This window comes from Hyphomicrobium sp., from assembly GCF_035572195.1.
GTDB lineage: Bacteria > Pseudomonadota > Alphaproteobacteria > Rhizobiales > Hyphomicrobiaceae > Hyphomicrobium_B.
This window is the reverse complement of record NZ_DATNBA010000032.1, coordinates 1-7,964: the sequence shown is the minus strand read 5'-3', so window position 1 is coordinate 7,964 and position 7,964 is coordinate 1. Positions and strand designations below refer to the sequence as shown.

The 7,964-nt window shown below is 62.2% G+C and carries 7 protein-coding genes; 4 read left to right on the top strand and 3 right to left on the bottom strand.

Annotated elements, in window-relative coordinates:
• Window positions 1–2,098: PBP1A family penicillin-binding protein (locus VN623_RS03010; RefSeq protein WP_325567981.1), on the top strand; the 2,098-nt coding region annotated here is incomplete at its 5' end.
• Between the two features lie 4 nt (window positions 2,099–2,102).
• Here the strand turns inward: VN623_RS03010 and VN623_RS03005 are convergent.
• Both VN623_RS03005 and VN623_RS03000 read right to left on the bottom strand, forming a co-directional pair.
• Window positions 2,103–2,873 carry a SprT family zinc-dependent metalloprotease gene (locus VN623_RS03005; RefSeq protein ID WP_325567979.1) on the bottom strand — a complete coding sequence of 257 codons (771 nt, stop codon included), beginning with the start codon at window positions 2,871–2,873 and terminating at the stop codon, window positions 2,103–2,105.
• Window positions 2,874–3,053: 180 nt separating this feature from the next.
• Entirely contained in the window at window positions 3,054–3,662 is a 609-nt protein-coding gene (locus VN623_RS03000; protein ID WP_325567977.1) for an SCO family protein, read from the bottom strand.
• 137 nt (window positions 3,663–3,799) lie between these two features.
• Between VN623_RS03000 and VN623_RS02995 the strand changes: the two genes are divergently transcribed.
• The gene (locus VN623_RS02995; protein ID WP_325567975.1) at window positions 3,800–5,203 is read left to right on the top strand and encodes an ActS/PrrB/RegB family redox-sensitive histidine kinase; all 1,404 of its coding nucleotides are present in this window, start codon (window positions 3,800–3,802) and stop codon (window positions 5,201–5,203) included.
• Between the two features lie 145 nt (window positions 5,204–5,348).
• Window positions 5,349–5,930, top strand: a complete 582-nt coding sequence (locus VN623_RS02990) for an ActR/PrrA/RegA family redox response regulator transcription factor (protein ID WP_325567973.1) — start codon at window positions 5,349–5,351, stop codon at window positions 5,928–5,930.
• 19 nt (window positions 5,931–5,949) lie between these two features.
• Here the strand turns inward: VN623_RS02990 and VN623_RS02985 are convergent, their stop codons facing one another.
• On the bottom strand, window positions 5,950–6,438 hold the full coding sequence (locus tag VN623_RS02985; RefSeq protein WP_325567970.1) for an MmcB family DNA repair protein: 489 nt from the start codon (window positions 6,436–6,438) through the stop codon (window positions 5,950–5,952).
• Between the two features lie 113 nt (window positions 6,439–6,551).
• Between VN623_RS02985 and VN623_RS02980 the strand changes: the two genes are divergently transcribed.
• A partial coding sequence (locus tag VN623_RS02980) for an AAA family ATPase (RefSeq protein WP_325567968.1) occupies window positions 6,552–7,964 on the top strand: 1,413 nt, incomplete at its 3' end.

Here is a 7,964-nt window from a genome sequence, read left to right as displayed (position 1 = left end):
GTGTTTCGTCCTCGGCATCTGGGGCGGCATCGCGCTTGCGGGCGTCGTCGTCTATTACGGCGCGCAGATGCCGAGCGTGACGAGCTGGTCGATCCCCGACCGGCCGCCCAACGTCAAGATCGTCGACGTGAACGGCAAGCTCATCGCCAATCGCGGCATGACGGGCGGCGAATCGGTCAGCCTCCAGCAGATGTCGCCCTATATACCGGAGGCCGTCATCGCCATCGAGGACCGCCGCTTCTATTCGCATTTCGGCGTAGACCCGCTCGGGCTGGCGCGCGCGCTTGTTTCCAACGTCCTCGATGGCCGCATCAGCGAGGGCGGCTCGACGCTGACGCAGCAGCTTGCGAAAAACCTTTTCTTAACTCCGGATCGGACGCTGACGCGCAAGATCGCCGAACTTGGACTGGCGCTATGGCTGGAGATACGCCTGTCGAAGCCCGAGATCCTCGAGCTCTACCTCAATCAGGTTTACTTCGGCGGCGGCGCCTACGGCATCGAAGCGGCGAGCCAGCGTTATTTCGGTAAGCCGGCGCGCGAACTGACCCTGCCAGAGGCCGCCCTGATCGCCGGTCTCCTGAAAGCGCCTTCGAGATATTCTCCCGCCAATAGCCCGGATGCCGCACGCGCCCGTGGCCGGGTCGTACTCGACAAAATGGTCGATGCAGGCTTCATCACCCAGAAGGATGAGGATCGCGCGCTCGCGCAGCCGCTTGTGTTCAGCGATGCGAAGGATCCGAAGCCGGCGGCCGATGCGGGTTACGTCGTCGACTACGTTCTCGATCAGCTACCGTCGATGATCGGAGAGGGCCATGCCGAGCTTATCGTCGAGACGACGCTCGACCGGAATCTGCAGCGCCGGGCCCAACAAATCGTCACTGATAGCTTGGCAAAAAAAGGTGCGGCGCTCGGGGCAAGCCAGGGGGCCCTTGTCGTGCTTGACCGCGACGGCGGCATCCGCGCGCTCGTTGGCGGAAGCGATTACAGCGAAAGCCAATTCGATCGAGCAGTGAAGGCCCATAGGCAGCCGGGCTCGGCATTCAAACCGTTCGTCTATCTCGCGGCGCTGGAACACGGGATGACGCCGGACAGCGTCGCGGTCGATCAGCCGATCACGATCGGTGGCTGGTCGCCGAAGAACGACAACAACAAGTATGCCGGCGAGGTCACGCTCAGGCGGGCGTTGGCGCAGTCGATCAACACGGTTGCGGTGCGTCTCAACCAGGATGTCGGGCGCGGCCGGACGATCGAGGTTGCGCAGCGTCTCGGAGTGAAATCGGAACTGCGCGACGGGCCGGCGCTGGCGCTCGGAACATCCGAAGTGACGTTGCTCGAAATGACCGGCGCCTACACGGCGTTTTCCAACGGCGGCGATGTTGTCGAGCCGCACGTCATCAATCGCGTGCGTACGAGTTCAGGGCGCGTGCTCTTTGAAAACATTCCGCCACGGACCAGGGTCATCGATCCGACTGTGATCGGGCCCCTGAACGAGATGCTGAATGCGGTCGTCGTCTATGGTACGGGGCGGCGAGCAGCACTTCCCGATCGGCCCGCTGCCGGCAAGACGGGCACCACTCAGGATTTCCGCGATGCCTGGTTCGTCGGCTACACGGGTCAACTGACAGCCGGCGTTTGGATCGGCAATGACGACGGTAAGCCGATGAACCGCGCGACGGGCGGCAGCCTGCCAGCGGAAATCTGGAACCAAGTGATGCGACTCGCGCACGAGGGTAAGGCGCCGTCGGCGTTGCCCGGAACGATGATCAGCAGCGGGGCGGCTGCGCCCGACGAGTTCGGTGATGGACCTACGGCCGCGGCTGCGGGGCCAAGGGTCGTTCAGTTGCGTGAACAGCTTCCGTGGCTGGCGCGCGCCAGCGGACCACGAAGTATATTCGCTCCCGCGCAGATCGTTTCCGCGGGGTCGCAATCCGACGACAGCCAGCGCTCGGCCTCGCACCCGGCTCAGAGCATTGGAGAAGATTTCATTTCGGAGGCCATCGCCGCGACCTCTAGTGGCACGGGACCGGCGGCAGGCATTGCCCCGCCGGAGTCAGTCGAGGCCGAGCGCGCGGCGAAGCCGCTCCGCAGCTGGTGGTGATTTGTCAGTGAGCCCGGCTGCGCGATGGGCCATAGCGATGCAGATCCGGTCCGAGCATTTGTAGCCACTGCTTGGCCGTTTCAAAGTCGGGGCGGATCTTTTTCACGAGTGCCCAGAATCGGGGGCCGTGATTCATTTCTGCAAGATGGGCAACTTCGTGGGCCGCGACGTAGTCGAGAACGAATGGCGGTGCCAGGACCAAGCGCCACGAGAATGACAGGGCACCTGTCGTCGAGCAGGATCCCCAACGGCTCGTCTGGTCGCGCACCACGATATTTTTTGCCTTGAGCGACAACAGGCGCGCGTGGCGCGTGACGCTCACTTCGAGATCGCGGCGTGCTTCATCGAAAAGCCAGCGGACGATCCGGTTTGCGGCGAACTCCTTCGCACCCGGGACGAGGATGTGCGGGCGTTTGCCTTTTGGGCGATCAACGGTGATGAGGCGCGTGCGCGTGCATCCGGTGAAGGCGATCATGTGCGGCTCGCCGCGCAGCGGCATCGCCGCTCCCTCTTCGAAGGGCACTTGGTTCGGCAGGCTGTCGAGACGGGCGCGTACCCAGTCGATGTGTCGGTTCAAGAACGTTCCGGCTTCATCGAGATCGCATTGCAGCGGGAGCGTCACGATGACCGCGCGGCGTGTGCGGCTGACGCGAAGCGTCAAACGTCTGGCACCGGGGTGGCGGCGCACTTCAAGCTGTGCGCCAATGTCCTCGAGATGAACGGATCGCGTTTTAGGTGGTGGTTCTATAGCGCCACGTCCATTCATGATGCTCATGCGCTCTGCCCCCAAAAGCTGCTGCGCACCGATATGATGCAGCAAGCTCGCACGCGTGTGTCGAACCAATGCAGCACGAAAATGACCTATCAAGGTTCGCGACGTCGCTCCAGCGACAATGTCGTAAGACGTCCGCAGCGGATGTAAGTGTGGCGCTGAGGTCTCAGCAGCGATTCGCCGCTACGATAGCGCTTTGTCGATCGCGAGTGCGAACTGCTCGACGTCGGTCGTGTGTGGGATGGGCGCAACGAGCGCGCCGTCCTTGCCCATCAAGTAGAAGAGTCCCGAGTGATCGATACTGTAGTGCGAAGGATCCTGCTGGTCGGGTACCTTCTGAAAGAAAACGCGATAAGCCTTTGCAGTCGCAGCGATGTCGCTGTCAGTGCCGGTCAGCGCGATCAGGCGCGGGCTGAAGCTTTTGATGTATGAAGCGAGCTTCTGCGGCGTGTCGCGCTCCGGATCGAGCGTGATCAAAATGGGTACGATGTCGTCGCCACGCCGGCCAAGCTTGTCGAGCGCTGCCGACATGACCTGCAGGCCGGCCGGACAGATGTCCGGGCAGTTCGTATAGCCGAAGAAGACGAGCATATAGCGACCACGAAAATCTTTATCGGTGACGTGTTTGCCTGTCTGATCGACAAGACTGAATGGACCGCCGACGGTGGCTTTGCCCGTTACTTGGGTCTGGAACTCAGTTGTGGAACTCGGCGCACGAAACGCCAACACCCCGAGGCCAGCACCCGCCAGCACACCCGCCAAGACCAGCCCAATCATCGTCGTTCGGTTCATTGGCTTGAAGTCTCCATCCGGCTTTGAGTAAGAATGCTATGCTACGCCGAATACCATTTCGGCTTTTCCGTTCGTCGCCGCAAGCACGCCCGGCGTGCGGCTTGCGGTCACGACTTCAATACTTGGATGCGTCATTCATGAGCGAGCCGGCAGAGCGCGAGACCGTGACCGCGCCAACATTAAAGGGCATCATCAACCTACGAGACAGCCAGCTTCGGCTCGTTACGAGCGTCAGGCTGCGCTGGGCGGCGGTGTTGGGGCAGCTCGTCGCGGTTGCATTTATCACGCTCTATTATGGCTTTCCACTCAATGTCGGAAGCTGTTTGATCCTCATTGCCCTGTCGGCGTGGCTCAATGTCTTTCTGTCGATCCGCTATCCGGCGCGCCATAGGCTCAGTACGGCGTTTGCTTTCGGCCTGCTCATCTACGATGTTTTGCAGCTTGCCGCCCTGCTCTATTTCACCGGCGGTATTGAAAATCCATTTGCCGTTCTGCTCGTCGCGCCAGTGACGGTCGCTGCCGCCACGCTGCCGCCACGTCATACGATCGTGCTCGGCGGCATCGTCGTCGCTGCCGGAACTTTGCTCATTACGCATCATTACCCGCTGCCCTGGTACGAGGGCCTTCGCTTCGAGCTTCCACGAGATTACAAGATCGGGGCACTTGTCGCGCTGACCGCGTCGATGGCGTTCATGGCGTTTTACACATGGCGGTTGAACAAGGAGTCGCGGCAGATGTCGGCGGCGCTGGCCGCAACCGACATGGTGCTCGCGAGCGAACAACGGCTGCACGCTCTTGATGGTCTTGCAGCGGCCGCGGCCCATGAACTTGGTACGCCGCTGTCGACGATCGTCCTCGTTGCGAAGGAACTCGAACACGAGCTAGGCGCGGACAGCCGCTTTCGTGACGATTTGCAGCTTCTTCATAGCCAGGCGAAGCGTTGCCGCGAAATTTTGCAGAAGCTGACGCGCAAGCCGGACGAGCAGGATCCGATGCACGAAAGCATCAGCGTCGTCGAACTCCTCGAAGAGGCTTCGATGGCACATCGGCACTCGGGCAAGCGCATTATCATTTCAGCGAGTCCGTTTGCGGGCGTCGATGACGCGACGCAGGCCGAGCCCGTCGGCCACCGCCGGCCGGGCGTCATCTACGGTCTCGGAAATTTGATCGAGAACGCCGTCAGCTTTGCGGCCTCGGAGGTGCATCTCACGGCGCGCTGGAACGCGACCCACGTCGTCTTCACCATTGTCGATAACGGCCCGGGGTTCGCGCCCGAACTGATGGACAACATCGGCGAGCCTTACGTCACCTCGCGTCGCTATGAGGATAAAGGCGATAAGGGGCATTCGGGACTTGGGCTCGGGTTGTTCATCGCCAAGACCTTGCTGGAGCGTTCGGGTGCCACCGTCACGTTCTCGAATCAGCCGGCGCATCAGAAGGGCGCCGCCGTTCAGATTTCGTGGCCGCGAAGCTCATTCGAGCTTCCGCCGGGAGCATTTGACTGGCCGGGCAGGCGCGGCAGCGGCGTTAAAGTGGTTTAAAACCCAAATTCGAGCCGATGGCGGCGTTCTGGTAACCTTGTCGGGCGCTTTTTCGTGGCTTAAGGGGTTGCGGCCCGAGGGGAGGCGTTGGATTATAGTCTTCAGAGTATAGTGCATCGAGAAAATCCATGGGGGCGAACCCGTGATGCTGGAGGCTGCCTTGGTTACCGAAGACCTGTCGTTCAAACAAGATGAACTGCCTGCGGATCGCACGCTGGTCATCGTCGACGACGACCGTGCGTTTCTGCAGCGTTTGGCGCGGGCTATGGAGCTTCGAGGCTTCGAGGTGCGCTTTGGGCACTCGGTAGCGGAAGGTGTCGATCTCATTCGCGAAAAACCTCCGGCGTTTGCCGTCGTCGACATGCGCCTTGAGGATGGCTCGGGCCTCGATGTCATCGCCGAACTTGCCAAGGTTAGGCCCGACTCGAGAGCGATCGTCCTGACCGGGTACGGCAACATCGCGACCGCCGTCACCGCCGTGAAACTTGGCGCCGTCGACTATCTTGCGAAACCGGCCGATGCCGACGACGTCACGGACGCGTTGCTTGCGCCGACGGACTCGAAGGCGCCGCCGCCGGAAAATCCAATGTCGGCGGACCGGGTGCGCTGGGAGCACATTCAGCGCGTGTATGAGCTGTGCAATCGCAACGTCTCGGAGACGGCACGCCGCTTGAACATGCATCGGCGTACCCTGCAGCGCATTTTGGCGAAGCGCGCGCCGAAGTAACGTCCTACTCGTCTTCTGTTCATTCCAGACGTACGCCCGGATCGAGCCGAGCGTGCAGGCGCATGGCGGCCATCCGCGCGATTGAAAGCATCAGCGCCTTGCGCCGGGCCGGGCTCAACGGATGGCGGGGAGGCTGGCGCACGACGTCGCCGGCATAGGCATCGGCCAAGATGAGCCCGGTGTCGGCCGGCAGAATGTCCGATGGAAAATCGGGCGCGACGGCAAACAGCAACGCATCGCCATAGTCGCGGTACTCCGGCCATTTCTGGTCGGCGCGAAAGTCGGCAATGCTCGACTTGATTTCAACGATCCAAATCTCTCCGTCGCGCCCGACAGCAAGAATGTCGGCGCGCCGGCCGTTGGCGAGCGGTACTTCGCTCAGGCTTTCAAAGTTCAGCGATCGCAACAGGCGTTGGGTGCCGCGCAGGATAGCGGCGGCGCGCTGCAGGTCCTGTTCGGCCGATGCCGCGGCGAAACTATTCGTTAGGGAAGAGGGAGTCTCGGTCATGGTGCCGCCATTATGGCCGTGCGACAGTCAGTGACAAGCGGGCGGCCGGGGGCGGCCGTATCCCCCCCTATTAATGTTGTGATCCGTCCGCTGACACACCCGGGGTACGTGACATGGTTTTCTGGCGCAACAAATCGGCAAAGAAAGCCGAAACGCCCGTCATCGTCGAGGCGGAAAACGGGGAAGCGGCAGCCGTCAACAGGACGCCTCCGCCGCCGCCAGCGCATGAAACACAAACAAACGTCGTAACGCTCGTGACCACCCGGCTTGCAGATCGTCTGGCAGATGTTTCCGCCGATAGCGTTGGCACGGAAAGAACCAAGTCATCCGCCGCCATCAAGCCGGCCGAGCAACAGCACGTTTTCGGGCAAAAGCGCGCCGTCGCGAAAATTCGGGCCGCGCTTTCGTCGAAGCCCGGCGAGCATCTTCTCGTTCTCGGCGAACCGGGAACGGGACGTCTCGAACTCGCCATAGCGCTTGCCGCGGAAGCCTCTCGCCAGCCAGCGGCCGACTGGATTTACGTCATCGAACAGCATGCTCCGGCGCGGGCGAGGGCGTTCGCCCTTCCGGCCGGAGAGAAAGCGCGCTTCATGCGCGAGGTCAGCGAAGCCCTCGACAGGGCCGGCGCCGCATTCGACCGTCACATCAAGGGCGATGAGCATCGCATCAGCCTCGATCTCCTCGAGGAGGAGATGCGCTATCACGGCGAGAAGGCCGTCGAGCAGATCCGCCGCCGCGCCGAAGCGCAAAACATCGCCGTCGTCAAATCCCTCGATGGCTACGTGCTGGCACCGATGCACGAAGGCCGTGTTGTTCGATCGGATGTCTTTCGCGCGTTGCCCGAAGCTCTGAAACGCAACGTCGAAGCCAAGATCACGACGCTGGAGGGAGAACTGCAATCGGTTGTCGCAATGCTTCCGGATGTTCAATTCGAGGCTTGCGAAAAGTACGACGCACTGATCAGGCAGACGGCGCTCAGGGCGGTCCGGCCGGGCCTCGGGGCAATAAAAAAGGCATACGAGAACGACTCGTCCGCGATCGCCGCACTCGGCGCCATAGAGGAAGCGTTTCTGGCGTCGGCGACGACAAGCGTCGCCGCCGGCACGTTTGCGCCCATCACGATACTTGGGCGCGAAGCCGTCGATGCCGGTGATCCGACCGAGCCGCACCGCGTGGTCACGGCGGGACGACCGTCCGCAGCCGATCTCGTCGGCGAAATCGGACGCGATGCCGCCGGCCGCCCGACGCTGCTGCCCGGTCAGCTGATGCGCGCCGGTTCGGGATTCGTCATCGTCGAAGCCTGGAAGCTCGCTGCCGATCCCAAGGCATGGCTGGCGCTCGGCGCCGCGATGCTGAGTAAGGAAATTGCACCGCAAAGCGGACCTGGCATTGCCATCAAAGCCGATCCGGTGCCGCTGGCGGCAACCATCATTCTCATTGCCGACTCCCAGTCGTGGTCGAAGCTGGAGGCGATCGATCCTGGCATTGCGCGACACTTCCCGCACGTCGCGAAGCTTGCCGCAACG

Bases quoted from the DNA above. Each gene is read 5' to 3' on its own strand.
- VN623_RS03005 (WP_325567979.1), bottom strand. From the start codon at position 2,873: ATGAGCATCATGAATGGACGTGGCGCTATAGAACCACCACCTAAAACG.
- VN623_RS03000 (WP_325567977.1), bottom strand. From the start codon at position 3,662: ATGAACCGAACGACGATGATTGGGCTGGTCTTGGCGGGTGTGCTGGCG.
- VN623_RS02995 (WP_325567975.1), top strand. From the start codon at position 3,800: ATGAGCGAGCCGGCAGAGCGCGAGACCGTGACCGCGCCAACATTAAAG.
- VN623_RS02990 (WP_325567973.1), top strand. From the start codon at position 5,349: ATGCTGGAGGCTGCCTTGGTTACCGAAGACCTGTCGTTCAAACAAGAT.
- VN623_RS02985 (WP_325567970.1), bottom strand. From the start codon at position 6,438: ATGACCGAGACTCCCTCTTCCCTAACGAATAGTTTCGCCGCGGCATCG.